This window comes from Paenibacillus sp. FSL R7-0313 (assembly GCF_037969885.1).
GTDB lineage: Bacteria > Bacillota > Bacilli > Paenibacillales > Paenibacillaceae > Paenibacillus.
This window is the reverse complement of the sequence record NZ_CP150219.1, coordinates 3,334,208-3,360,344: the sequence shown is the minus strand read 5'-3', so window position 1 is coordinate 3,360,344 and position 26,137 is coordinate 3,334,208. Positions and strand designations below refer to the sequence as shown.

General features: G+C 47.2%; 20 protein-coding genes. All 20 read right to left on the bottom strand.

Annotated features, from left to right (window positions below):
• Positions 1-61: 61 nt before the first annotated feature.
• The 20 genes from ftsZ to NSQ38_RS14585 all read right to left on the bottom strand — a co-directional run bounded on the left by ftsZ (position 62) and on the right by NSQ38_RS14585 (position 26,137).
• A complete protein-coding gene (gene ftsZ, locus NSQ38_RS14680; RefSeq protein WP_017687306.1) occupies positions 62-1,177 on the bottom strand; it encodes a cell division protein FtsZ in 1,116 nt (371 codons plus the stop codon).
• A gap of 150 nt (positions 1,178-1,327) precedes the next feature.
• A complete protein-coding gene (gene ftsA / locus NSQ38_RS14675; protein ID WP_036614863.1) occupies positions 1,328-2,611 on the bottom strand; it encodes a cell division protein FtsA in 1,284 nt (427 codons plus the stop codon).
• Between the two features lie 293 nt (positions 2,612-2,904).
• The gene (locus NSQ38_RS14670) at positions 2,905-3,672 is read right to left on the bottom strand and encodes an FtsQ-type POTRA domain-containing protein (protein WP_149846753.1); all 768 of its coding nucleotides are present in this window, start codon (positions 3,670-3,672) and stop codon (positions 2,905-2,907) included.
• Between the two features lie 58 nt (positions 3,673-3,730).
• A complete protein-coding gene (gene murA, locus NSQ38_RS14665; RefSeq protein ID WP_339790238.1) occupies positions 3,731-5,014 on the bottom strand; it encodes a UDP-N-acetylglucosamine 1-carboxyvinyltransferase in 1,284 nt (427 codons plus the stop codon).
• Between the two features lie 17 nt (positions 5,015-5,031).
• Entirely contained in the window at positions 5,032-5,937 is a 906-nt protein-coding gene (gene murB / locus NSQ38_RS14660) for a UDP-N-acetylmuramate dehydrogenase (RefSeq protein WP_339790235.1), read from the bottom strand.
• 149 nt (positions 5,938-6,086) lie between these two features.
• Entirely contained in the window at positions 6,087-7,196 is a 1,110-nt protein-coding gene (gene murG / locus NSQ38_RS14655) for an undecaprenyldiphospho-muramoylpentapeptide beta-N-acetylglucosaminyltransferase (protein WP_339790232.1), read from the bottom strand.
• Positions 7,197-7,203: 7 nt separating this feature from the next.
• Entirely contained in the window at positions 7,204-8,301 is a 1,098-nt protein-coding gene (spoVE, locus tag NSQ38_RS14650) for a stage V sporulation protein E (RefSeq protein WP_339790229.1), read from the bottom strand.
• A 48-nt stretch (positions 8,302-8,349) separates the two neighbouring features.
• Positions 8,350-9,771, bottom strand: a complete 1,422-nt coding sequence (murD, locus tag NSQ38_RS14645; RefSeq protein WP_339790226.1) for a UDP-N-acetylmuramoyl-L-alanine--D-glutamate ligase — start codon at positions 9,769-9,771, stop codon at positions 8,350-8,352.
• 3 nt (positions 9,772-9,774) lie between these two features.
• Positions 9,775-10,743: a phospho-N-acetylmuramoyl-pentapeptide-transferase gene (mraY, locus tag NSQ38_RS14640; protein WP_338587963.1), complete on the bottom strand. Its 969-nt coding sequence runs from the start codon at positions 10,741-10,743 to the stop codon at positions 9,775-9,777.
• A gap of 12 nt (positions 10,744-10,755) precedes the next feature.
• The gene (gene murF / locus NSQ38_RS14635) at positions 10,756-12,168 is read right to left on the bottom strand and encodes a UDP-N-acetylmuramoyl-tripeptide--D-alanyl-D-alanine ligase (RefSeq protein WP_339790540.1); all 1,413 of its coding nucleotides are present in this window, start codon (positions 12,166-12,168) and stop codon (positions 10,756-10,758) included.
• Positions 12,168-13,655, bottom strand: coding sequence for a UDP-N-acetylmuramoyl-L-alanyl-D-glutamate--2,6-diaminopimelate ligase (locus tag NSQ38_RS14630; protein WP_017687296.1), 1,488 nt, complete (start codon positions 13,653-13,655; stop codon positions 12,168-12,170). The genes murF and NSQ38_RS14630 overlap by 1 nt, the downstream gene beginning before the upstream one ends.
• A gap of 140 nt (positions 13,656-13,795) precedes the next feature.
• Positions 13,796-15,748 (bottom strand): stage V sporulation protein D, encoded by a 1,953-nt coding sequence (locus NSQ38_RS14625; RefSeq protein ID WP_339790223.1) that lies wholly within the window; start codon positions 15,746-15,748, stop codon positions 13,796-13,798.
• 94 nt (positions 15,749-15,842) lie between these two features.
• Entirely contained in the window at positions 15,843-18,176 is a 2,334-nt protein-coding gene (locus tag NSQ38_RS14620; protein WP_339790220.1) for a penicillin-binding transpeptidase domain-containing protein, read from the bottom strand.
• A 12-nt stretch (positions 18,177-18,188) separates the two neighbouring features.
• The gene (locus NSQ38_RS14615) at positions 18,189-18,617 is read right to left on the bottom strand and encodes a hypothetical protein (protein WP_339790217.1); all 429 of its coding nucleotides are present in this window, start codon (positions 18,615-18,617) and stop codon (positions 18,189-18,191) included.
• 27 nt (positions 18,618-18,644) lie between these two features.
• Positions 18,645-19,595: a 16S rRNA (cytosine(1402)-N(4))-methyltransferase RsmH gene (gene rsmH / locus NSQ38_RS14610; RefSeq protein WP_338587969.1), complete on the bottom strand. Its 951-nt coding sequence runs from the start codon at positions 19,593-19,595 to the stop codon at positions 18,645-18,647.
• 18 nt (positions 19,596-19,613) lie between these two features.
• Positions 19,614-20,051, bottom strand: coding sequence for a division/cell wall cluster transcriptional repressor MraZ (gene mraZ / locus NSQ38_RS14605; RefSeq protein WP_017687291.1), 438 nt, complete (start codon positions 20,049-20,051; stop codon positions 19,614-19,616).
• Between the two features lie 273 nt (positions 20,052-20,324).
• Positions 20,325-21,590 carry an adenosylhomocysteinase gene (locus NSQ38_RS14600; protein ID WP_047843755.1) on the bottom strand — a complete coding sequence of 422 codons (1,266 nt, stop codon included), beginning with the start codon at positions 21,588-21,590 and terminating at the stop codon, positions 20,325-20,327.
• Between the two features lie 44 nt (positions 21,591-21,634).
• Entirely contained in the window at positions 21,635-23,266 is a 1,632-nt protein-coding gene (gene bshC, locus NSQ38_RS14595) for a bacillithiol biosynthesis cysteine-adding enzyme BshC (protein WP_339790214.1), read from the bottom strand.
• Between the two features lie 157 nt (positions 23,267-23,423).
• Positions 23,424-25,193, bottom strand: a complete 1,770-nt coding sequence (locus NSQ38_RS14590; RefSeq protein WP_091028470.1) for an ABC transporter ATP-binding protein — start codon at positions 25,191-25,193, stop codon at positions 23,424-23,426.
• A gap of 17 nt (positions 25,194-25,210) precedes the next feature.
• On the bottom strand, positions 25,211-26,137 hold the full coding sequence (locus tag NSQ38_RS14585) for an ABC transporter permease (RefSeq protein ID WP_237174379.1): 927 nt from the start codon (positions 26,135-26,137) through the stop codon (positions 25,211-25,213).

Sequence of the window (26,137 nt, the reverse complement as noted above, 5' to 3'; positions counted from 1 at the left end):
AACAGAAAAAACCCGGTCGCTCCATAAGGAGTACCGGGTTTCCAATAAACTGATTTGTGTATTAATCGTTGTTATTATTGCGTGAACGATTGCGTAAAAATGTCGGAATGTCCAGCTGATCATTGCTCGGCTGATTTCCGAAAGGACGCAGGTTCGGCGAACGCGTATCCGTCGTCTCCGCTGTTGCTGGAGCTGGTTTACGTCCTGGTGGTGGTGGAGCAGGTTTATCTTCAAAACCAGTTGCAATAACTGTAACCTTAATCTCCTCTTTCAGGTCTTCGTCAATGATGGCACCAAAGATCATGTTTACTTCCGGGTCGGAAGCAGACGTTACGATCTCTGCCGCTTCATTCACTTCATACAGGGACAGATTAACGCCACCTGTAATGTTCATGATTACCCCGCGAGCACCTTCAATAGAAGTTTCAAGCAAAGGACTCATAATGGCTTTCCGTGCTGCTTCTGCGGCACGATTCTCACCAGTTGATTCACCAATCCCCATAAGGGCTGAACCACGTTCGTGCATAATCGTTTTGACGTCAGCAAAGTCAAGGTTGATCAGACCCGGTACAGCGATCAAATCAGAGATACCTTGTACCGCTTGACGAAGTACGTTATCCGCTTGACGGAATGCTTCAAGCATAGGAGTCTTTTTGTCTACGATTTCGAGCAAACGATCATTAGGAATCACGATCAGTGTGTCGACTTTTTCCTTGAGAGCTTCAATACCTTGCTCTGCATGGCTGGAACGCTTGCGTCCTTCAAATGTAAATGGACGAGTTACGACACCAACGGTAAGTGCACCACACTCTTTAGCGATTTCGGCAATAACCGGAGCCGCACCTGTACCTGTACCGCCGCCCATACCGGCTGTAACAAATACCATGTCTGCACCTTTCAACGTGTTCATGATCAGATCGCGGGACTCTTCCGCTGCTTTTTTACCTACATCCGGGTTGGCGCCAGCACCAAGACCACGAGTCAATTTATCACCGATTTGCAATTTATGCTCGGATTTCGCCAGATGTAACGCCTGAGCATCCGTATTCACCGTAATAAATTCAACACCTTGTACACCATTTTCAATCATACGGTTGACTGCATTGCTTCCGCCGCCGCCTACACCGATGACTTTAATTTGAGCCAAGCTCTCCATCTCGAAATCAAATTCCAACATATTATTCCATCTCCCCCTCAATGTGCATGGATGGCCCGTCCAATTTTTGATTTGAACCGAATCAATTTCATATATCGACGAACGAAAGCGTTTATTTTAGTACCGGCGCATTCAGACGGCTTCAAGAATGTATGAAATGGATCCAACCTGTTATATAAATTCGCTGAACATATTCTTCAGCCGCTCGAACAGACCGGGTTTTTGCTCCGATTCCTGTGCCGTATTTGGCTTCGGACGGTTGGTCGGTTTCTTGTTGTTATTATTGTTGTTGTTATTTCCACCGCCGTTATTGATCGAGGGACGAATGCGCAAACTGCGAATTACACTGTGCAATATGCCAACTCCGCTTGTAAACCCGGGGTCGCGCACACCAATATAATCCGGAACTGCAACTCGTACCGAAGCAGCAAGCTCATGCTGAGCGACCTGCAGAACCCCCGGCATAGAGACCGTACCTCCCGTTAGTATATAACCTCCAGGAAGCTCGTTGTAACCAAGACGCTTCACTTCTTGGGATATCATCTGGAATATTTCCTGAACCCTAGGTTCAATAATTGCTGCCAGATCCTCCTGTGAAAACTCCTTGTCTACATTACTGCCAATTCGGGTGACTTTGAACATCACATCCGCAGCAGCATCATCCAGCCAGGCGCAGCCATATTTCAGTTTCACTTTCTCTGCCTGATCCGTTAACGTGCGTAAGCCATAGGCGATATCATTTGTTACGAATTCCCCACCTATAGGCAACGTTGATGTTGCAACAAGACTGTCTTCTTCAAAAATGGCGATGGTTGTAGCACCTGCTCCAATATCAACAAGCACTGAACCCATCGTTTTTTCATCTTTGGACAAAGCCAGTTGACCCGCTCCAAGCGACATGAGAACCAGATCGCTTACTTTCAGACCCGCTTTTTCCACGCAGCGCAAAAGATTATGTATCGCGGTTTTTGCACCCGTTATGATCGTTGCTTCAACTTCCAGACGAACACCAATCATACCACGGGGGTCCTGTATGCCCTCCAAGCCATCTACAACATATTGCTTGGCGACAACATCAATAATTTCCCGTTCCGGCGGAACTGCAATGACTTCGGCTGCTTTCAACACCCGTTCCATGTCTTCTTCTCCGATTTCACGATCCTCGTTAGACACAGCCACGACGCCGTGACTGCTCATCAGTCCGATATGATTTCCCGAGATTCCAACATACACTTCGGATATTTGAATACCTACCATACGTTCTGCATGATCCACTGCGTTGCGAATCGACTGCACCGTCTGATCGATATCTACGATTACACCTTTGCGAATTCCCTCCGAGTCGGCAGATCCAACTCCTATAATATTAAAGGTTCCATTATTCATTTCCCCAATAATAGCGCGAATTTTGGATGTACCGATGTCCAAACTAACAATGATGTCATTGTTGCTCAAGTCTGTGGCACCTCCTGACTCCAATAGTAAATTACGTTCGAATTTAAACACTATTAAAACATATTCAACACACTTCAGGCTTTCCCTCTTTTTTCTACAATGTTTTTGGGTGTCAAAATCTGGTTGCCAGACATAAAACATTGAAGAAAAAAGAAGGAGGCAACTCATGTGCCATAAGTTCAAGTGTATCATTTTTTCTTCATCTCAGAAAGAACAAGTTTCAATGCTCTGACGGGGCCAAACCCCGACCTGCCTAGGCTTTCATATTCAGTCCAGCCTCATCATGGCAAAGATCAGGGGGTTGCTCCTAGTTCAGCATCATCTTCCGGGTCATCCGGGATGAAAGGGACATAGGTATCTGCCTCAAGCATGGTGATTTTCCCAGGCCGTTCGGTCTCAATCACCTGATTCAGATACTCCACTTTATCCGATAAAAGAGAGACGGTTGTAATCACTTCAAACTGCGATTTGGTATACATCCGAATCTGATCCGGAAATGAAGGCGTTGGGTTCGGAATAATTTCCGAAATATCCGTCGTCAATTCATTCGGAATTTTAGCCAGTGTCTGGCTCAGTTTGGCTTTGAGTGGATCATCAGCCTTCCATTGGGTCAATATGGGCTTCTCCACAGCAACACCAATTGTTGCCGGAACCGTCAAGCTTGTCCCACTGGCTAATATCGCTTTTAACGTACCGTCAGAACCAAGCTCATAAGCAACCGTGGCATATTCCTGCACCTTGATATGGATAATACCCGGAAATTGCTTGTCCACGGTAACGGTGGAAATCGCCTTGATGGTCTTGAGACGCTCAATAACCTCGGCAGTACTTGTCCCAAAAAATTGTTCGCCTTCTTTCAGCCCGCTTTTCTCCAGCAGTTCTGAAGTTGCTGTATATACATTACCCGTAATTTCAATTGCCGAAATCCGACTCATGGAAGAACGAAAGAATAATACAGCGAGCAATACAATAAATAATAATAAGAGAATAATTACAATTTTGCGGCTTGTGTTTCCTTTTGGCCGATTCTTCTTCAGAACCGGAATTTGACTTTTAGGCATAAGTAGCGCTCCACAAAGCCTCAGGTCCCCTCCCTTCAAGAAGGGGACTCCAAGGACGTTAATTGGCAAAATCCAACTGTTTCGAAACGGGCGACTGTCGCTCAACCGATGCTCCAAGACTTTGGAATAACTTCTCGATCTGATCGTAGCCCCGGTCAATATGATGCACTTGCTCCACAACCGTTTTGCCTTGAGCAGCCAGACCAGCAATGACCAGAGCTGCACCTGCACGAAGATCGGTTGCTTCTACTGTAGCCCCGTACAGACGGGGAACACCACGGATAAATGCTGCGTTCAGATCGACTGAAATATCAGCCCCCATCACATTCAGTTCATCCACATGTTTGAACCGACCCTCGAATACCGTTTCCTTCATCACACTGAATCCGTCTGCCAGACTGAGCAGCACCATGATTTGAGATTGCAAATCTGTCGGAAACGAAGGATACGGAGAAGTCACAATACGGTCTACTGATTTGGGACGGCTCATACAGCTCACCGTCATTATATCATTGCAGACTGTGATTTGAACACCAGTGCGCTTCAATACATGTATAAGTGAAGTAAGATGAGCAGGATTGCAGTGTGTAAGCGTAACATTGCCTCGTGTTGCTGCTGCTGCAATCATCACGGTTCCGGCAACGATTCGATCCGGTATAATCTCATAGGAGCAAGGCTCTAGTTTCTCAACGCCGTTGATCGTGATTGTATCCGTTCCTGCACCAATAATGCTTGCACCCATAGCATTCAAAAAGTGTTGCAGGTCCTGTATTTCAGGTTCTCTTGCCGCGTTGCAAATGGTTGTCGTCCCTTTAGCCATAACGGCTGCCATCATGATATTCTCCGTCGCTCCCACACTCGGGAAATCCAAATGAATATCTGTACCCACCAGATTGTGCCCATGACAGATAATCTGTTGGTCCTGCTCTTCAATCAAAGCTCCGAGCGCTTCCAGGCCCCGGAGGTGAAGATCAATTTTGCGTTCTCCAATGGCACAGCCGCCTGGCTGATACACTGACACTTGCCCAAACTTAGCCAGCAATGGTCCCATCAAAAAGATGGAAGAGCGCATCTGCTTCATTAGATCTTCTGGCACATCATATGACCGGATAGACGAGGTATTAATCGTCACTGTTCCCTGTTCATGCCGACACGTGCATCCAAGCCGTTCCAGGATATACAGCATCACCTCAATGTCCAGCAAGTGTGGAACGTTATGCAGTGTAACTTCTCCATCTGCCAACAAACTTGCGGCCATAATCGGTAAAGCGGCATTTTTTGCTCCATGGATGCGTATGGATCCTGAGAGGGGTTTCCCGCCTTCAATCACCAATTTGTCCAATGTATCACCTCCGGGGTTTACCGCTCACCCACTACGAAGACTTCCGGTACCAGGTTAATACCGTTTTGAGATGATATAGTGCTCTGTATCTGCTGCATTAGGGTGATAACGTCCTCTGCTGTTGCTTGGCCTGTATTAACAATGAAATTGGCATGCATGGTGGATACCTGTGCGCCTCCCTGGATCATTCCTTTCAGCCCTGCTGCTTCAATCAGGCGGGCTGCATGATCACCCGGTGGATTTCGGAATACACTGCCTGCACATGCCATCTGCAGTGGCTGTGTGCGGCGCCGGCGATCTTTGTAAGCCGCCATCGTTTCCGAAATGACGTTGCGCTCCCCATGCTGGAGTTCAAATGTAGCTTCCAGCACAATGCCTCTCCGATCATGCAGAACAGAGTGGCGGTAGGCAAAATCCATGTCCTCCTTGCTGTAACGTACCAATTCCCCTGTCTCCAGTACAATCTCAGCGAATTTGAATATCCGTGACACATCCGATCCATGCGCGCCTGCATTCATGTACACAGCTCCACCGACAGTGCCGGGGATACCGCTGCCGAATTCCAGACCGGTCCATTCCTTTTTGGCAGCAACCACACTGAGTTTAACAAAAGAATGCGCCGCTCCGGCGGTTACACCGCCTTCGTGAAATTCGACATAATCAAAGCCCTCGCCTGGTTTCACCACAACACCACGTATTCCTTTGTCTGACACCAGCATGTTTGAGCCCCGCCCAAGTTGCATCCACGGAATCTGATACGTGTGAAGCAATTGAACGAGATTCATCATCTGCTCTTTATTCTGGGGAATGACCAGTGCATCCGCAGGACCGCCGATCTTCCATGTGGTGTATTTGGCTAGCGATTCGTTTTCAAGAACTCTGCCAACATTATTCTGGGATAGTAACGATATCCACTGATGCATGTTTGCTTCCTCCTTTGCTTCAAAACCGATGAGCACGGTATCTTCTGTTGTTACAGACCGTGTTCTGGCGCCATGGAACGATGGTCACGATTTATACGGTATCTTATGTCAGCCCCGTCTTGTGTGTGACAATCGCCCACAATCACACTTTATCGGCGTGCAGCAAGACGCTGAATTTCATGAACAAGCACTTCAGCTGCATCGGGTTTCCCCAGTTTCCGGGAGGCTTCAGCCATTTGTTTGCGTCCCGATTCATCATTCATAATCTTGGCGATGGCTTCATACAGGACTTTGCCTGTAAGATCCTTCTCCAGCATCGTGAGTGACGCACCTCCACCTTCAAGCGTGCGTGCATTGGCTTCCTGATGATTATTAGTCACGTTAGGTGAAGGAATCAGGATCGAAGGAATACCCAGTGATGTGATCTCTGCAAGGAATGATGCACCTGCGCGGTTTACAATCAAGGATGTGCAGGCAAGCACCTCAGGCATATTGTGCACGTAAGGCAGGACATGCAGGTGGTTTGGCATCGTACCCAATGAGCTGCGAATGGCTTCACGCGTTTCATCAAAATAGGTATCCCCTGTCACGTAAACTACGTGTACATCGTCCAGTTGTTCCAGCATTGGAGCCATGTCCACCATGGCCTGATTGATTGCTTTTGCCCCGCGACTGCCACCAACCACAAGAACAACACGGCTGTTCATCGGTACACCTAACGTGGCAAAACCACGATCACGGCTAGCCTGGGCTACCGTAGTCGCTCGCGGATTACCAGTGTAGATCACCTTTTTTGCGCCGGAAAACGATTTTTCAGAACCTTCAAAGCTAACGGCAACCGTGTCCACATAACGCATCAAAAATTTGTTCGTCAGACCAGGGATGGCGTTCTGTTCATGAATTATACTCGGAATTCCCAGTTTTGTTGCTGCATATACCACAGGTCCACACACATATCCACCTGTACCAATCACAACATCCGGTTTGAATTCCTTCAGCATTTTTTTGGACTTGCGTACACCTTGAATGAAACGCATGACTGTTTTCAGGTTGTCGATGGACAATTTCCGCCGAAAGCCCGTAATATCAATGGATTTAAAAGGAATATTTTCCTGGGGAACCAATTTACTTTCCAGCCCTCTGGTTCCTCCAATATATAGAAATGTCGAGTCCGGGTTCTCCGCCTCGCATTGTCTTGCTATGGCAACGGCCGGATAGATATGTCCACCCGTACCGCCACCGCTTAGAACGACTCGCATCGCATAGTCACCTCGCATAACGGGATAAATTCACTAAAATGCCCAGTGCTGTGAGCATGAGGGTCAATGATGATCCGCCGTAACTGATCAGAGGCAATGTAATACCCGTAACAGGCATCATGCCAATGACAACACCAATGTTAATAATGACCTGTACGGCGACCATACCTACGATACCAACACCAAGCAGACTGCCGAAGGCATCCGGAACGGTCATGGCTACACGCATTCCTCTCCACACCAGCACCAGAAACAACAATAATACAATCATTCCACCTATAAAGCCGAGTTCTTCGGCCAAAATACTAAAAATAAAGTCCGTTTGCGGTTCAGGTACATAACTGTACTTCTGCCGGCTCATACCCAGTCCCAATCCCGCCAGTCCACCAGGACCAATCGCGTATAAGGATTGAATGATCTGATATCCGGCACCCAGCGGATCGGACCACGGGTCCAAAAACGCTGTGATACGCTGCAACCGATAGGGTGCTGCTGCAATCAAAGCTGCAAACCCCGCTACGCCGCCAAGAGCAAGCAAGCTCAGATGTTTCATTCGCGCTCCGGCTGTGAAAATAATAAGCATCGATGCGCCCATCATCACAGTGCCAGTCCCCAAATCAGGTTGCAGCATAATAATCCCAAAAGCCAAACCGATCAATCCCAGCGGTGGCATAAGCCCCGTTGTGAAGGTTTTGATTTTGCCCGGTTCCTTGCTCAGCCAGTGAGCGAGAAACAGAATCATGCCCAGTTTCATGAATTCTGAGGGCTGAATACCGAACGAACCAATGCCCAGCCAACTTCGTGCACCACCGCGAACCACACCGATGCCAGGAATGAGCACCGCGATGAGCATAATAAAACAGGCAATCAATATAGGTTTGGCATATTTCCTCCACACCCGGTAGTCAACGTTAGCAGTTACGAACATGGCCACAAGCCCAAGCACCGCAAACAGAGCCTGTCTTTTTACAAAATAAAATGAATCGCCATAGTCATGAAAGGCAAGCACCGAGCCCGCACTATATACCATAATAATGCCGATGGCAAGCAATGCCAAAATACAAATCAGCAACCAAATATCTGGTGCCGGTCGCGTCTGTTTCATCAGGAGGCCACCCCTTGCATGGAAGTAGGGGCTTTTCCACCCCCCTACTTACAAGTTATGCGCCGCCTCTTTAAAAATGCGTCCCCGCTCTTCATAGGAAGCAAACATGTCCCAACTTGCACATGCCGGGGATAACAAAACGACATCACCGGCACTGGCAAGTTTCGATGCTTCCTGCACAGCAACGGTTAACGTCCGGGCAGCGTCCTCCTCATTATCGACGACCTTAATTTGCTTTAATCCGGCAAGTTCCGCGACCTTGGCAATTTTTGTCCGTGTCTCTCCAATTGCAACGACAGCTTTTACCCGTTCCTGGAACAAGGGTAACAGCTCCATCATGTCTGACCCGCGATCCAACCCTCCAGCAATTAATACGACCGGTTCCTTGAACGAATTCAGGGCCATAACCGTAGCTTTCGAATTGGTTGCTTTGGAGTTGTTGTAGTATGCAGAGCCGTTATGCTCCAGGACATATTCAAGTCGGTGTTCAACTCCCTTGAAGTCTGCGAGCGGTGCAGCCAGCACCGCAGGATCAGCTCCTGCCGCTAAGGCAATGCCCACAGCAGCCAGTGCATTTTCCACATTAAATCGCCCAGGAAGGCCAATATCCTCAACGTCGATAATGATATGGTGATTTCCGTTTTCATCCGCGTAGATTACCTGACGCTTCACATCATCCTCTTCTCCATCCACATAAGGAGGATCTGCATACACACCTATATCCAATTTCTCTGTCACTGAGAAGGGGATCAATCTGCCTTTGATGTATGGAACCAGACCACGACATACCGCATCATCCCAATTTAGAATGGCTACGTCGTCAGGCTGCTGATTGGCGAACAGTTTTGCTTTGGAAGCCACATAATCATCCATGTTCCCGTGATAGTCCAGATGCGTCTCAGCAACGTTAAGCAAGCTGGCAATCCGGGGACGGAAATCAACCGTTCCTTTGAGCTGGAAACTGCTAAGCTCAACAACCATCCAGTTATCTGGAGAAGCTTGCTCTGCCGCTTCACAGAGAGGTGTTCCGATATTACCGGCAACGATCGGTTTGAGGCCGGCATGTTCCAACATTTTACCCACCCAAGTGGTGGTTGTTGTTTTACCGTTGGAGCCCGTAATCCCGATCATGGGTGCAGCACATAGATGATAAGCAACCTCTACTTCGGTCACCACTTCAATACCCAATGCCAGAGCTTGCTGCACAGGAGCTGCATGGTATGGGATACCCGGGTTTTTGACAACAAGCTTCACATCACTGTGAATCAGATCATCCGGATGTCCTCCGCATACAACAGAAATTCCCAAAGCCTCCAATTCGGAAGCTTCGGGACATTGATCTCTCTCTTTTTTATCATTTACTGTAACCTTCGCTCCGGCGCGATCCAGCACTTTGGCGACCTGTACACCGCTTTTGGCCAATCCGAGCACGACTACTTGTTGTCCGCGATATGATTCAGGATGGTTCATGATCTACAACCCCTTGTTGAGATAAAGTCCAAGAGCGGCCAAAATTGCGCCTACCGCCCAAAAGGTAATAACAACCCGCCATTCTGACCAACCACTTAATTCAAAGTGATGATGAATGGGGCTCATTTTGAATACACGCTTGCCACGAGTCTTGAATGATACCACTTGAATAATAACAGACAGGATCTCGATAACAAAAATACCGCCAATGATGACAAATAGAAGCTCTGTCTTGGTGACAATCGCTACTGCACCAATCGCACCGCCAATACCCAGAGAACCGGTATCTCCCATAAATACTTTGGCCGGATGTGCGTTATATACCAGAAAACCGAGTACGGCACCGATCATCGCTGCTGCACACACTGCTGCTGGCATCGACGTAGCTTGCATCGCCACAATGGCAAACGCGCCAAAGGCAATCGCACTTACCCCTGATAGCAAACCATCCAGACCGTCCGTAAAGTTAACCGCATTGGTAATGGCAAGCATCATGAATACAACAAACGGATAATAGAACCATCCGGTCCAGTCAAACGAGAATGACGTTCCCGGAATAGAGATGGCTGTGCTGTGTCCATTCTGGATCAGCAAGAAACACATCACTGCACTGAACAACAATTGGCCCAGCATTTTTTGTCTGGCCGTCAGTCCCAGCGAACGTTTGAACACAATTTTGATGTAATCATCCAGGAAGCCAATCAGCCCAAAGCCCAGCGTAGCCACGAGCAAGACATAAAAGTCTGTATTCTTGACTGCCGAAAATTTCAAAAAGGCCAATGTGAACGCAACTAAAATGACGACTCCACCCATTGTAGGTGTCCCGCTTTTTTTCAAATGGCTCTGAGGCCCATCTTCCCTAACTTGCTGTCCGAATTTCATTCGACGTAACAGCGGAATCAGGAGCGGTGCGGCAATCACCGCCAAAATAAATGAAACACCGATTGTTAACAGTAATACCTGAAAATCCATGGGTTCACCCCTCTAGTCTACTCGATTCTGTAATGGTGCTATTTGTAGTGCTTCGACCACGTCCTCCAGCTTCATGCCTCTTGAGGCTTTGAACAAGACAACGTCTCTGGGATGTAGTTTCTCCAGTAGATAACGGGTCATTTCTTCTTTATCTATAAAAGCATGCACAGCCTCTGCCGGCATATGCTTTCTTGCTCCTTCAGCAATATGTGCTGATAGCGGGCCAAATACGAGCACCATGTCCATTTTGGCAGATGTAATATACTCACCAATCCCAAGATGCAGATCCTGCTCCTCAGGACCAAGTTCAAGCATATCACCAAGCACAGCCACTTTCATACGGTATCCTTTCAGGCCCTCTAGTACATCAATTGCGGCCTTCATGGAGGTTGGACTTGCATTGTATGCATCATTCAGCAGGGTTAGACCACTAACGCCTTGAGTAACCTCAATACGCATGCCTGTCAGTTTCAAGTGAGATAATCCCGCGGCAATCTGCTCTGTCGTCACTTTGAAATGACGGGCTACAGCCAAAGCAGCCAGACAGTTAACGACATTATGCGTTCCCAGCAGAGGTAGCGTAAATGCATGTTCTCCAGACTGTTTGGTGGTGAAAACTACGCCGTTCTGTGCATTCATAAGTCCGGTAGGATAGTCATCATTATCGGTTTGCAGACCAAATGTAAACCGCTGCAATCCATCGGGTTGTTTCGTTGCGGGCTCTTCAAGGACTTGTGCAATTAAAGGCTCGTCTCCGTTGTAGATCAGTAACCCGCCAGGCTTCAATCCCGCGGCAATCTCGGCTTTGGCTCTGGCAATCTCCAGTCTGGACCCCAGCTGAAGCAGATGAGATTCACCAATATTGGTAATGATCGCTACATCAGGTTGCGCAATAACCGACAAATCGTTAATTTCCCCGCGACCACTCATACCCATCTCCAAAATGATAATCTCCGTATCCGGGTCCATACTTAATACAGTCAGTGGTAATCCAATGTGATTATTAAAATTGCCTTGCGTCTTATGCACTTTGAACGTCGTCGAGAGAATGGCATCAACGATGTCCTTTGTTGTTGTCTTGCCGTTGCTGCCTGTAATGCCAACAACAGCCGCTTTATTCTCCGCTAGATAAGCAGATGCGAGTGCTTGCAGTGCGATAAGTGTGTCGTCAACAACAATGACAGCTCCTTGCGGCGGAATACCATGATCCTTTTGCCAGATCGCGCCTGCAGCGCCCTTCTCTAGACAGGCTTGCACAAATTCATGTCCGTCAAACCTTTCACCCACTAGCGGGATAAACAAACTGCCTTCCAGAGGTTTACGCGAATCGGTAAACACCCCTTCGACCATTACATTGCCATGAGCGGCAACGTCACTTAATGTTCCTCCACACATCTCGGCCAATTGTGCCAATGTTCTTTTTATCAATTGGATTTGCCCCTTATCGCTTCTTTGGCTATGATTCGGTCATCAAAATCGGTTTTGGTTGTGCCGATAATCTGATAGGTCTCGTGACCCTTGCCCGCAATCAATACTACATCGGCTGGGCTTGCCATTTCAATAGCTTCATGAATCGCCTGGCGTCGATCCACAATCATCGTATAACGTTCGGCAGGAACGGATTCTTCAATCAGGCCCTGTTCAATGTCTTTGAGAATCAGATCCGGATCTTCTGTCCGTGGATTATCGGAAGTAACCAGTACAAAATCACTATAATTCGCAGCAATTTTCCCCATGAGAGGGCGTTTGGTACGGTCCCTGTCACCACCACAGCCAAATACGCAAATTACACGTCCTTCGGCAAATTCCTTCACCGTCCGCAGCACATTCTCCAGTCCATCCGGTGTATGGGCATAATCGACAATAACAGCAAATGGCTGTCCTTCGTCCACTCCTTCAACACGTCCATCCACGCCCGGAACCGTCTCCAGACTGCGCTTGATCTCTTCTAGCGGAATACCTTCCACCAGCGCTGCAGAGATTGCTGCCATTGCATTGTATACATTGAATTTGCCTACCATGCGCAAGCGAATATCGGTGCTGCCTGCAAATGTATCCACGTGGAAAGAAGTTCCCTGAGATGTGATTGAGATTTGGGATGCGCGTACATCCGCCTTTTCACCCATGCCATATGTAATCACTTCAGCCGCAGTCACAGAGATGAAATAAGCTGCAGCCGGATCATCTGCATTGATAACAGCGAATTTACGCTGTGAGACATCTTCCGTATAACCGTTACCCAGTCGTGCAAAGAACAATCCTTTGGCCCCGCGATATTCCTCCATGGAATGGTGGTAGTCCAGATGATCTTGCGTCAAGTTAGTGAATACCGCAGTACGGAAATTTGTTCCCTTTACTCGCCCTTGTTCCAATGCGTGAGAAGAAACTTCCATAACACAACAGTCCGTACCCTTCTGAACCATATCATGCAGACTACGCTGCAGATCAAGCGCCTCTGGAGTTGTTCCAGACATCGGGTAGGTGCGACCGTCATACCGCATTTGAATAGTACCGATCAATCCCGTCTTGCGTCCGTAATCACTCATGATTTTTTCAATCAAATAGGTGGTCGTTGTTTTTCCGTTCGTTCCCGTTACACCAATCATATTCATCTTCTGGCTTGGCGAGTCAAAAAAGAAATCTGCCAGAACAGCCATCGCAAATCGGCTATCCTTCACCAGCAATTGTGGCACAGGAAGATCCAGCTGCCGTTCAACCACCAATGCAACTGCACCAGCATTTACAGCTTTTTCTGCATAATCATGACCATCTACCGTATGTCCCGGAAGACAGATAAACAGATCACCCGGTTTTACCTGCCGGGAATCTGTCTGAAGGTTTTGGCATTCTGTATTTGATTCGCCCACGAGGCGGGCGGTGGTCAGCATCGATGCAAATTGTTTTAAAAGCACATGAATAACCTCACTTTTCCAATTATACTTCTGTTTTAACATATGTCTGTATTTATTAATATCGTCAATACAACCCAATAATGAAACGCACTTGGATGAATTTTGTTGCGCTAGAAGCCCCAAACTACCCCTAAGCCCCGTTATTCATCCTTTGTGTGATCATGTGCATCGTTCAGTACATTCCCCATATAAATGCGGATGGTTGATCCCTGATCTACCCTCGCCCCAGGTTTGGGTGCCTGATTAATCACGTATTTACCACTGCCAGACTTCGCCAGCATAAAATTCATGTTCAGGTCTTCGTACAGATCTTCAACAGTAGCTCCTGTCAGGTCTGGGACTGTCACGATTTTGGTTTCACCATACTTGTATTCTTTGGCGACCTGATCCTTACGAACAGGTACATTCATATAATGCAAAGCATCTTCAAGGATGTTCTGCACAATCGGGGCGGCAACCACGCCTCCGAACTGAATTCCTTTGGGATTATCAACTGCGGTATAGACCACAATCTGTGGATCATCTGCCGGTGCAAATCCGATAAAGGATACGATATGCTCGGTTGAGGAATAACGTCCGTTGATAACCTTCTGGGCTGTACCTGTTTTGCCACCGACCCGGTATCCATCAATGAATGCCGGACGCCCGGTACCTTTTGCTACAACACTCTCGAGTGCTTCACGTACTTGTTTGGATGTATTCTCCGAGATCACCTGACGAACCAGCTCCGGCTTGGCTTCTTCCATGACTTCTCCCGTGACCGGATGGACCCACGCTTTCGTAACATAAGGCTTGTAAAGTTTACCCCCATTGATGGCCGCTGACACAGCTGCTACTTGCTGAATGGGCGTTACGGATACACCTTGACCAAAAGCAGTCGTTGCAAGCTCCACAGGTCCCACTCTGGACAGTTTGAACAGAATTCCACTGGCTTCTCCACTGAGGTCGATCCCTGTCTTGGTACCGAAGCCAAAGTCTTTAATATAGGAGAAGAGCGATTCTTTGCCCAGCCTCTGCCCCAAAGCCACAAAGCCCGGGTTACATGAGTTCTCCACAACTTGTAAGAAGGTCTGACTTCCATGGCCGCCCTTTTTCCAGCAGCGTAGACGGGCTCCACCCACCTCAACATATCCAGGGTCAAAAAATTGATCCTGTTGCAGATTAACCTTTTTCTCTTCAAGCGCTGCTGCCAAAGTAATGATCTTAAATGTGGAGCCCGGCTCGTAGGTCATCCAGATCGGCAAATTCCGATTGTATATCTCCGCGGGATATTGCTGATAATCGGCAGGTTCGTATCCCGGCCTGCTGGACATCCCCAAGATTTCACCCGTTTTGGGATTCATCGCTATGGCCAATGCTGAGTTCGCCTGGAATTTCACCATGGCCTGGTCCAGTTCTCTCTCCATGATGGACTGAATGGATTTATCAATGGTCAGCTTGAGGTTAAGGCCGTCCTTCGGTTCCACATACTTCTCGGATGAGCCCGGCATTAGCCTTCCGGCCGCATCGGACAAGTAGGACACACTGCCATTCAAACCATTCAGCTTATCATCATATTTCTTCTCGACACCCGTTAAGCCCTGATTATCAATGCCCGTAAAACCAAGAATATGGGCAGCCAAATCGTCATAAGGATAAAAACGTTTATTGTCCTCAGCAACAACGATACCCGGAAGCTTCAAATCACGGATGCGCTGAGCTTTCTCCATCGTAATTTTGCGGCCGCCGGGTTGTAGTCTTACAATGAGTTCTCGTTTCTTGATGGTTGCAAGCACTTTTTCTTCCGTCATCCCAAGCAATGGGGCCAGCGCTTTAGCTGTGATTTCAGCTTCTTTAACCTGAGCCGGAATGGCCATAATGGTCGGTGTTGTCACATTATAGGCCAGAGAGGTTCCATTTCGATCCAGGATCTCCCCCCGCTTGGCTGAGTAAGGAATATTACGCCGCCAGGATTCTTCTGCTTTTGCTGACAATTCAGGGCCTTCCCCGAGCTGTACATAAGCAAGCCTGATCATCAGGGCCGAAAATAACAAAACTAAAATCATTAAACTCCATAGCAACCTGCGCCGCAGATTTACGCTTGATCCCTTCACGAAAAGATCCCCCCACTCGTCCCAAAATCATGACATTCGTTCCATTCATGAATATTCAGGACAACCGGGGGTTAGAACAAGCTGTCAGAGCTCCCTAAGGAAGCGAAGCTCCGTTTGTTGCTGGATCGTCAGAGGATTCGGATTCATTGGCAGGAGCCTTGTTGTTATCTGTTTTGTCTGTTTCGTCGGTTTTACCTTCTCCGCCCGAAGCCTCTTGTTCCTTCACTTCAGCTTCTGACGACGGATCAGAAGAGATTGGAGCCTCATCGGCTATACCTGTCACTGCAGCTTTGGCAGTTTGCAAGTTTAACTGTACAGTTCTCTGCTCACCTGCGACCTGCTCGGTTTGCTTCACGACATAACCCTCGCCCTTGACCGTAACCCCCACTTTCATGAGAGAAAGTACTTCTAGGGCATCACGGAGAGATTCTCCTGTTAGATCGGGAATCTTCATCTTGCTGCTTTCTTCCGTTAGCAGATAGATTCGTTGGCCTGGATTCATAGAGGCGCCAGCAACCGGATACTGCCGAATTACATTATCACCTTGACCAAGAGTCACATAAGCAATACCTGCGCTTAGAAGCTGGCTTCTGGCCTGTTTGGCTGTCTTGCCACTCAAGTCAGGCGCCTTGGCTTGCACGACAGAGACTTCTTTTGACTTTTTGTCAGGAGTTTTGGCTGTATCTTTGGGTATTCCCATGTATTGAAGAGTCTGGCTGACAATCTTTTTGAACACCGGCGCAGCTGCGGTTCCTCCCCCAATGTTGGTTCCATCCGGTTGGTCAATGACAACAAGTATAGCAATCTTCGGATTATTCACGGGCGCAAATCCAATAAACGATACAACGTCTTTTGACTTGCTGTATGCTCCGTTAACAACCTTTCTTGCCGTACCTGTTTTACCAGCTACACGGTAACCTTCAATATAGGCGTTACGACCGGTACCAATCGTTTGGTCTGCAACCACTTGTTCCAGATAACCGCTCACCAGTTTGGAAGATTCCTTGGAAATCACCTGACGAACAACTTTGGGTTTGATGACTTCCGTTGTTCCATCATTCGGGTTCTTGATTTCCTTCACCAGATGTGGCTCCAGCAATTTGCCGCCGTTGGCAATCGCAGAGATGGCTGCGACCTGTTGAATTGGTGTTACCTGTACAAGACCATGCCCATAGGCTGCCGTAGCAATCTCGGATTTGTAAACCAGTGGCTTGATCGGGGACGCTGCCTCATTTGGCAGATCAATACCCGTCTTTTTGCCGAAGCCGAATTCGTCTATGTAATGACGCAGACGTTCGCCGCCAAGCATGTTGTAACCCAAGTTAACAAAAGCAATGTTACTTGACCGTTTGACACCTTCGAGATACGAGATCCAACCATAGGAATGACCATTATCACTAATCGGGAAACCACCGATATACATGCGTTTGGATTCAAAACTTGCATTGGGATCAAAGAGTTTTTCTTCAACAGCCCCTGCTAGTGTAACTATTTTGAATGTACTACCCGGCTCATAGATTGATTGCGTAGCATGGTTGATAAAATTCTTTTGATCAGGTGTACTTCCATACGTATTCGGGTTAAAGGTTGGCCAGTTCGCCATCCCTAGAATCTCCATCGTGTTTGGGTCCGCGGCAATGACCGTCATGCTCAGTGGATTATACTTGGCAACGGCTTCTTTCATTGCATCCTCAATGTAGAACTGGATCGTATCATCGATGGTCAGCGTAAGGTTCTTACCGTTCTGAGGTGGCAGATAGTTATCCTGTGAATCCGGAAGTTTAATGCCTTTGGCATCCTTCTGATAATTCAAATATCCGTCTGTACCTGTCAGTGCTTCATCATACGAGACTTCAAGTCCATTGACAGCTTTCCCATCACGGCTCATATATCCCAAGAGGTGAGAAGCAAGTGTTTCTTCAGGGTAAAAACGCTTCGACTCCTGAGCCATCACAATTGCATTACGCGCCTTATATTCCTCTTGCAGTTCTTCACGTAACTCGTTGACTTGTGCGGCAAGTTCAGGACTTATTTTATATCCTTCACTGCGTACTTCACGTTGCTGAAAAAACTTGCCCTTTGCATTTTTGGCTGTGACCAAAGCACGCATCTCACTCTCATTTTTCCCAAGAAGGGCAGAGAGCTTCTCCGTAACAACATCCTGAATTCCGAGTTCATTAATTAATAATGGATTAACGGAGACCGTATACGCAGGGGAATCGGTAGCCAAAATATTACCGTTTCTATCCGTAATCGTTCCACGTGCAGCCTTAATCGTCTGTTCCCGCTCTACCAATCCGGCCGCCCGTTCCTGCCATACACCGCCATTCACAACTTGAATGAAAAAGATTCGGGTTACGAGTACAAGAAAAAAGAGGGTAATACATCCCCCTATAAGCAACGTGCGCATCTTTATTCTTTTTATCATCGGAACACCTCTTTACTTACTGCTTGCTGTATTGGAGGACGACTCAGTACCAGTTGATTTCGTACTTGTTGAACGAGGTACATAAATGACATCCTTACCGGAAGCTTCAACGTAACCAAGTTGTTTGGCATTTTCGATGACCTGGTTGTTCAATGTTTCTTTCTCCACCTGCAGGTCTGCAATTGTCTTTTCATACCCCTTGATATCCGAAATAGTGGACTGCGCCTGCTTGTTCAGATCATAGATATGAGCATAACGAGACATCAAGGCTCCTCCAACAAGGATAACTGCAAGCAGGGTAATCAGATACAAAATCTTCTCGCGTGCCGGAAGACCCGTACGACGGGTCACCACTTTGGTGGTTTCTTTGTATCGTTGCTGGGTCACACGTTCCTGGGACGCTTTTTCTTTTACAGCGAGATTACCACGTGTATATGCCATACTCCGATTCTCTCCTCCACTCTTGATCTACAATTTCTCGGCTACGCGCAGCTTGGCTGAACGAGCACGTGAATTTTCGGTCAATTCCGTTTCCGTTGGAATCAACGGTTTTCTGTTAACTAAACGCAAGCTCCCCTTGCCGCCGCATACACACAACGGAAAATCGGGTGGACATGTACATTTTTCCAGATAACTGCTGAAAATCTGTTTACATATCCGATCCTCAAGGGAGTGGAAGGTAATAACAGATACACGTCCTCCTGGTGCCAGACAACGAACAGCCTGATGCAAGCCTTCTTCGAACGCACCCAACTCATCATTGACGGCAATGCGTAATGCCTGGAAGCTGCGTTTGGCAGGATGTCCACCAGTACGGCGAGCTGCCGCCGGGATGCCTTCCTTGATCAGTTCCACGAGTTCACCTGTCGTCTCAATGGTAGACTGCGCTCGTTTTCCGACGATAACACGGGCAATTCTTCTCGAAAACTTCTCTTCACCATAGCGATACAAAATTCGAGCAATCTCTTCTTCTGGCCACTCATTCACAATCTCTTTGGCCGTCAGCATTGCATCCTGGTCCATTCGCATATCGAGCGGAGCATCGTGATTGTAGCTGAAACCACGTTCTCCTTCATCAAATTGCGGGGACGACACACCCAAGTCGTACAAAATACCGTCGACCTGTGGTGCACCATCCTTCATTGGTACATCCAGATCCTTGAGTACCTGTTCCAGATCTCGAAAATTGGTTTTCACCAATGTTACACGTTCTCCATAAGCAGCGAGCTTCTCGCGAGCATTATCCAAAGCCCAATCATCCTGATCAAGTGCGATCAGACGTCCCCCTGGACCGAGCTTGGAAGCAATCACGGAGCTATGTCCGCCACCGCCTAAAGTGCAGTCCACGTATATACCGTCCTGCTTGATGTTTAATCCCTCTGTTGCCTCTTCTTTGAGTACGGTTATGTGGTGAAACAACCTGCACCCCTCCTGACTTTATAAATCAAAATTAAAATCGACCAGCTTTTCGGCAATGTCGTTGAATGCTTCTTCGGATTGATTGAAATAACTCTCCCATATGCCTTTGCTCCAAATCTCCACCCGGTTCGACACGCCAAGAACAACACAATCCTTGTCCAGCTTGGCATACTCTCTTAAATTGCCCGGCAGATTTACCCTGCCCTGTTTGTCCAGTTCACATTCGGTTGCACCCGAGAAAAAAAACCGGGTAAACGCACGTGCATCAGATTTCATCAATGGCAGTGCTTTGAGCTTCTGTTCCATGACCCCCCACTCCTCCATGGGGTACACGAAAAGACACTGGTCCAAACCCCGTGTGACAACGAAAGACGGTCCCAGAGATTCGCGGAATTTAGCCGGAATGATAACCCGACCCTTATCATCAATGCTATGTTGGAACTCCCCCATAAACATTGGCCCACTCACTCCTCACCCGTTTCTCCCACTTTGCCCCACTTTCCACCACCTAAGCATAATAGATTCGCACAAAAAAATCAAAACCCTTCTTGCATTACTTGATTTTTTAATTTTTCAGCATAAAAAAACGTCCTTGATCCTGTCACTCAGGATCAAAGACGCTTCCCGTAAACGGGCAATCGTATGTCTACCCGCACATGAGCCATATCATCAATAAACCATTCTATACCTATTGAATCATTTCATCAGCTTGTAATTATTGGATAAAACTTAAAATTTCCAGCTATCCAGGTATTTCTCTTGCTCAGCTGACAAGGAGTCGATGCCAATATTCAGGCTTTCAAGTTTATAGCTGGCAACCTGCTGGTCAATATCATAAGGTACATTAACAACGTTTTTACCCAAGTTTTCATAATTCTCACTTACATAACGCAGACCAAGCGCCTGCAGAGCAAACGTTGTATCCATGATTTCGGCAGGGTGACCATCTGCTGCACCCAGGTTCACAAGACGACCTTCTGCAAGAAGGTACATTTTACGACCGTCTTTGAAACGATATTCCTCAATGTTGCGACGAACTGTGCGAATCGATTCGGAACGTTTAGCCAGTTCAGGTTTATTCACTTCAACATCAAAGTGACCTGCATTACTCAGGATCGCTCCGTCCTTCATCACATCGTAATGCTCACCTGTGATAACATCCTTATTGCCTGTAACTGCAATAAAGAAATCGCCCAATTTGGCGGCTTCCACCATCGTCATGACCCGGAACCCGTCCATGTGTGCTTCTACCGCTTTGATTGGATCGATCTCGGTTACAATCACATTCGCACCAAGACCTTTGGCGCGCATCGCTACACCTTTACCACACCAGCCATAACCTGCTACCACTACGTTTTTACCAGCGATAACCAAGTTAGTTGTACGAATAATTCCGTCGAATGCAGATTGTCCAGTACCGTAGCGATTGTCAAACAGATACTTGCAGTATGCGTCATTAACCGCAACCATTGGAAACTTCAATTGGCCTTCTTTCGCCAATGCTTTCAAACGGATAATACCCGTTGTCGTTTCTTCTGCTCCTCCGCGAATGGTTGCTGCGAGGTCAGGGCGCTCGGATGCAATAATGGTTGCAAAGTCTCCACCATCATCAATAATGAGATCAGGCTTCACCTCAAGCGCACGCAGTTGCAGTGATTTGAATTCCGCAGGCTCCGGATTGTACTTCGCATACACCGTAACGCCGTCTTCCACCAATGCTGCGCAAACATCATCTTGTGTAGACAATGGGTTACTGTGCGTAATTGTTACTTCTGCACCACCCGCTTGGATCACTTTTGCCAAATAAGCTGTTTTCGCTTCCAGATGAAGACAAATGGCAACCTTCAAACCTTTGAAGGGCAGATCCTGTTCGAATTGGCGACGAATACGGTTCAGTACCGGCATATGCGCTTCTACCCAGTCAATTTTCAGGTGACCCTCTGAAGCGAGTCCCATATCTTTAACAATACTGTTTTGCAATGCAGGTGTAGTCATTTCATATCCTCCTCGTTTATGTGTTTCTTCTATTATAAAGGGCTCTATAGTGCAATAACCTTATGCTCTCCAAGGAATTCACTTGAGGCCTTAATCAGTTCGTCGATCCACTCGGCGCCATAACGATTCAGGTAAAAGAGTGCATTATGTACTCGTTCCTGTGGTTTGCCCGTTGGGAATAAGGAGTTCTGAATGCCGTTCCAGTGCCTTAGACTCACATTATGTTTGTCTTCGATGGCTTTGTGAGTCTGCTGTTTCAGATATTGCATTTGCTCGTTGATTTTACCCAAATTGGTATCGCCAATTCGTTCCAGCCCCGGATGAATCTCCGCGATCTCATCTAGCAATGGTCCATACAGATCAAGAAACGCTTCCTGAACCTTGTCAAACTGTTCATCTACCTGGAACGTCTCCTGTTGTGCGAGCCACTGTTCCTTCTTTTCTTCCATATGATATTGAACATCCTGATAAGAAAGTCCATATTGTTTCATATGTTTGTGATGAATATCTTCCATAATGGTGAAAGACAACCGCGGCAACAAAATGGGCATTTGCAGTCCGAACTGACGGAATGCTTCCCGAGTCAAACCCCAATATGCAATTTCACCATGCCCCAAAATAACAGCGGCTACAGGCAACACGGAATCTTGCATTAATGGTCGTGTCAATACGTTGTTACTGAAGCGCTCCGGATGTTCTCCCAGTTCCTGAAGCAAACGTTCCTCTGTGAAAGAAACCAAACCTTTGCGATCACTATATAAACCGTCCTTCAACAACAAGAGCAGACGCGTACCTTCATGAATGTAGAACAGATTGGCTCCATCCTCCGCTACTTCGGCAGGCATAGCATAACCAGCTTGTTGTACCAGCGAAGCACCTTGTGTGTATGCGCTGCGCAGCACTTCATTTTTTCGTATCAACCGCTCAAACACGGGCTGTTCCAACCTGCGTAAATCTGGATCCGATGCATCCATTAGAACAAGTCCACTACTGGCAAACAAGGCAGATATCATGCGGGCAAATGCATCACTCAGATTTGAACTGGATTGATGGATCTCTGTGATACATTTCATCAGTCCTGGTTTATGTATCGTATCAGGTAAAAGATGTTCCACCTGTTCGAGTACATTCATCCACTGCTGCGTATCCACATGAACATTACTCACAGAATCCCTTCCTGCGAATCGTCCTTGTAACTTGACCTTCTTCATGTCTCCCTGATGATCAGGTAGATATGTGTGGTTAACCTCATCCCAGTCATGGTCTTCACCAGCAATCCAAAACACTGGGACTACCGGGCGTTGAAGTCTTTCTTCCGCTTCCCGCGCAGCTGCCACTACGCTGGCGGCTTTGTATATGACGAACAGTGGTCCGGTGAGCAGACCGCTCTGCTGTCCTCCTGTAACCACTAGTGCATCTTGTTCTGCAAGACGTGTGATGGACGCATGAACCTCTCCATGGTCGTTCACCCGCTTATTATATATACGTAAATACTCTGCCAGATCACGACGATCAATACGTGTGTTTTCCGATTGGTCCAGCCACTCGGCACGCGCCTGAAGTCCTGATTCCCAGCGAATGTCATACTCGTAAAGGCCACGCGCAGCATCTCTTGAACAGATATAATCTTCTGCAAGTCTTGATCCGCTGCGGAGTGCCTCGGTAATACCGTTCATGAGGTCTGCCTCCTATTCTGCTTCAAAGAGCCTTTCTTGATTGTACCGAATTCAAGGCCGCTTCGTCAAAAGAAAGTGATTAAAATACGAAAAAAACCGCCGAACGAGTCGGCGGCATTTAATACATCAATAATAGCATATCGCATTAATATTCCTATTATACGTAAGGTTCTGCAACCCAGTGACCTTTGGAAACCTCAATCAATTGAGCATTTTCCAGGTTGTACGGGTCATTTGCAGGACCACCAGATCCATTCTGAATCGGGCTCATATGCTCTTCCGGCAGCAAGATGCGACGTTTGTTCGCTTCCACTTCCGGATCAGGTACAGGGATTGCTGAGAGCAATGTTTTGGTATAAGGGTGGATAGGGTTCGCATATAGTTCTTCACTTTCTGCGAGCTCAACCACTTTACCCATGTACATTACAGCGACACGGTCACTGATATGTTTAACCATCGACAAGTCATGCGCGATAAACAGGTAAGTCAAGCCGAGACGTTGCTGAAGTTCTTCAAGCAATTTAACGACCTGTGCCTGAATGGATACATCCAGTGCAGACAATGGCTCATCACAGATGATGAATTTAGGGTCTACAGCGAGTGCACGCGCAATCCCGATCCGTTGTCTTTGACCACCGGAGAATTCATGTGGATAACGAAGAGCATGACTTGGATTCAAACCTACCAGATCAAGCAGTTCCTCCACTCGTCTCTTACGCTCTTTAGAGCTGGAAGCCAGACCATGAATATCGAGGGACTCCCCGATAATATCCATAACATTGAAACGCGGGTTAAGAGATGCATATGGATCTTGGAAGATCATCTGCATATCTTTACGCATTTCTTTCATTTTACGCGGGGACAACTTGTAGATATCCGTTCCGTTGAAGTTAACATTTCCGCCAGTTGGCTCATAAAGACGCAGAATGGTACGACCTGTTGTGGATTTACCACAGCCAGACTCGCCTACAACGCCAAGTGTTTCACCTTCAAAGATATCAAAGCTTACGTCATTGACCGCTTTGAGAATGTTACCTTTACCCAAATTAAAGTACTGTTTCAAGTTTTTCACTTGTACCAGAGGCTTATTGCTGCCTTTGATAATACCAGCCGGAGCTGGTTTTTCCTTTTTGGGCTCGTCCAGACGAGGCAAGGCATTCAACAATTTAATCGTGTATGGATGTTGAGGGTTACTAAAGATTTCAGCAGTTGTTCCTGTTTCAACAACTTCGCCTTCCTTCATAACAACAACACGGTCACACATACCCGCTACGACACCAAGGTCATGCGTAATCAGCATGATCGATGTTCCCAGTTTTTGCTGCATGTCTTTCATGACATCCAGAATTTGAGCCTGAATTGTAACGTCAAGTGCAGTTGTCGGCTCATCCGCAATCAGAAGGGATGGACGACATGCAAGCGCGATCGCAATCATGGCACGCTGACGCATACCACCAGAGAATTGGTGAGGATAATGATTCATGCGAATAGCCGCATTTTTAATACCTACAAGTTCCAGCATCTCCAAAGCCGCTTTATTCGCCGCTTGTTTGGACATGTTCTGATGCTTGCGCAATACTTCGGTAATTTGTTTACCAATTTTAATGGTAGGATTCAATGAAGTCATTGGGTCTTGGAAGATCATACCGATATCTTTACCACGAATCGCTTCCATTTGTTTGTCTGTCTTATTCAGCAGGTCTTGCCCGTGAAAAGTAATTTCTCCGCTTTTGACCTTCGAAGGCGGGGAGGGAATCAATTTCATGATGGTTTGGGCGGTAACACTCTTACCACTACCCGATTCACCTACGATCCCCAGCGTCTCTCCTTTGCCAAGTTCAAAACTCACATGTTTAACGGCATCAAATTCACCAGAACGTGTTGAGAACGACACACTCAGGTCTTTGACAGTTAAAATCGGCTCCATAATCCCACCTCCTGTTTCTATTTACGTAATTTCGGATCGAGTGCGTCACGCAGACCGTCTCCGAGCAAGTTAAATGCAAGCATTGTAAGAACCATCAGACCTGCTGGGAACCACATCCGCCACGGGAATAGCGTCCAGCCTGTAAGTGCATCATTGATCATAGAACCAAGTGAAGATCTTGGTGCTGACACACCCAATCCAAGGAAGCTCAGGAACGCTTCGGCAAAGATTGCACTTGGAATGGACAACGTCAATGTTACAAGAATCGGTCCTATTGCATTGGGTAGCAAATGACGGAACAATTGACGCCCTGTGCTTGCTCCCATGGACCTTGCAGCAAGAATAAAGTCTCTGTTTTTGAGTTGCATAATTTCACCACGTACAATCCATGACATGCTGATCCAGCCTGTGATGGTGAGGGCAATGATAATCGTTGTCAGACTTGGTTCCAGTACAACCAGCAACAAAATTACAACAAGCATGTACGGCAAGGAGTAGAGGATTTCGGAAAACTTGTTCATAATTCCATCTACACGTCCACCGTAGAAACCCATGATCGCTCCATAAATAACCCCGATAACAAGGTCAATCAAGGCTGCGGCCAAACCTACAGTAAGGGATACACGTGCCCCTACCCAAGTTCTTACCCACACGTCGCGACCAAGCTCGTCCGTACCGAACCAGTGCTCCGCACTCGGTGCTGCATTGGCATTCAACAAATCATTGGAATAATAATTATAACTAGTAAACAAAGAAGTTGGACCAATCAAAGAGAAAATCACGACAAGAACCAACACGCTCAGACTGATCATTGCAGCCTTATTGGTTGCAAGTCTGTACATGGCATCTTTAAAAAGGGATACACTTTCTTGCGGTTTAACCGCTGCCTGACTAGTCAGGTTCGTGTTCGCCGTTTCATTCTTTTTATTATTCGTGCCAGACAA

Excerpts from the sequence above, each read along its gene's own strand:
- ftsZ (WP_017687306.1), bottom strand. The coding sequence starts at position 1,177 with ATGTTGGAATTTGATTTCGAGATGGAGAGCTTGGCTCAAATTAAAGTC.
- NSQ38_RS14670 (WP_149846753.1), bottom strand. The coding sequence starts at position 3,672 with ATGCCTAAAAGTCAAATTCCGGTTCTGAAGAAGAATCGGCCAAAAGGA.
- murB (WP_339790235.1), bottom strand. The coding sequence starts at position 5,937 with ATGCATCAGTGGATATCGTTACTATCCCAGAATAATGTTGGCAGAGTT.
- murG (WP_339790232.1), bottom strand. The coding sequence starts at position 7,196 with ATGCGAGTCGTTCTAAGCGGTGGCGGTACGGGTGGACATATCTATCCG.
- spoVE (WP_339790229.1), bottom strand. The coding sequence starts at position 8,301 with ATGAAACAGACGCGACCGGCACCAGATATTTGGTTGCTGATTTGTATT.
- murD (WP_339790226.1), bottom strand. The coding sequence starts at position 9,771 with ATGAACCATCCTGAATCATATCGCGGACAACAAGTAGTCGTGCTCGGA.
- mraY (WP_338587963.1), bottom strand. The coding sequence starts at position 10,743 with ATGGATTTTCAGGTATTACTGTTAACAATCGGTGTTTCATTTATTTTG.
- NSQ38_RS14620 (WP_339790220.1), bottom strand. The coding sequence starts at position 18,176 with ATGATAAAAAGAATAAAGATGCGCACGTTGCTTATAGGGGGATGTATT.
- NSQ38_RS14615 (WP_339790217.1), bottom strand. The coding sequence starts at position 18,617 with ATGGCATATACACGTGGTAATCTCGCTGTAAAAGAAAAAGCGTCCCAG.
- mraZ (WP_017687291.1), bottom strand. The coding sequence starts at position 20,051 with ATGTTTATGGGGGAGTTCCAACATAGCATTGATGATAAGGGTCGGGTT.
- NSQ38_RS14600 (WP_047843755.1), bottom strand. The coding sequence starts at position 21,590 with ATGACTACACCTGCATTGCAAAACAGTATTGTTAAAGATATGGGACTC.
- bshC (WP_339790214.1), bottom strand. The coding sequence starts at position 23,266 with ATGAACGGTATTACCGAGGCACTCCGCAGCGGATCAAGACTTGCAGAA.
- NSQ38_RS14590 (WP_091028470.1), bottom strand. The coding sequence starts at position 25,193 with ATGGAGCCGATTTTAACTGTCAAAGACCTGAGTGTGTCGTTCTCAACA.